The 434-nt window shown below is 63.8% G+C and carries 1 pseudogene; it reads left to right on the top strand.

The window, feature by feature from the left end:
- Positions 1-297, top strand: a pseudogene (locus tag EOA60_RS37055) (protein GlxC); the annotation flags it as partial.
- Positions 298-434 lie beyond the last annotated feature (137 nt).

Genomic DNA, 434 nt, shown 5'->3' with positions numbered 1-434 from the left:
GGCAATATCGGCCACATGTCGGCCTTCATGGCGCAGTCCGGTAATCTGGTGGTGCTGGGCGATGCCGGCGACGCCCTGGGCGATTCCATCTATGAGGCGCGGCTCTTCGTGCGCGGCAAGGTCGAAAGCCTGGGTGCCGACTGCATCGCCAAGGAGATGCGGCCCGAGCATATCGAACTGCTGCAGGGCCTGCTCGACAAGGCCGGCGTCACCGACGTCGAAGCTTCGGAGTTCAAGCGCTACGGCTCGGCCCGGAAGCTCTACAATTTCAATATCGACAACGCCGACGCGTATTGAGGCAAGATGACCTACCGCAACCCGCCGACGACGCCACGCAAGTCCGCGACCTTCGACGACTACACGCTTTCCGAAATACGCCGCGCGGCCGCGACCGGCATCTATGACATCCGCGGCGCCGGCGCCAAGCGCAAGCT

The organism is Mesorhizobium sp. M1A.F.Ca.IN.020.06.1.1, from assembly GCF_004023265.1.
In the GTDB taxonomy this organism is placed as follows: Bacteria; Pseudomonadota; Alphaproteobacteria; order Rhizobiales; family Rhizobiaceae; genus Mesorhizobium.
This window is presented reverse-complemented; position numbering and strand designations above follow the sequence as displayed.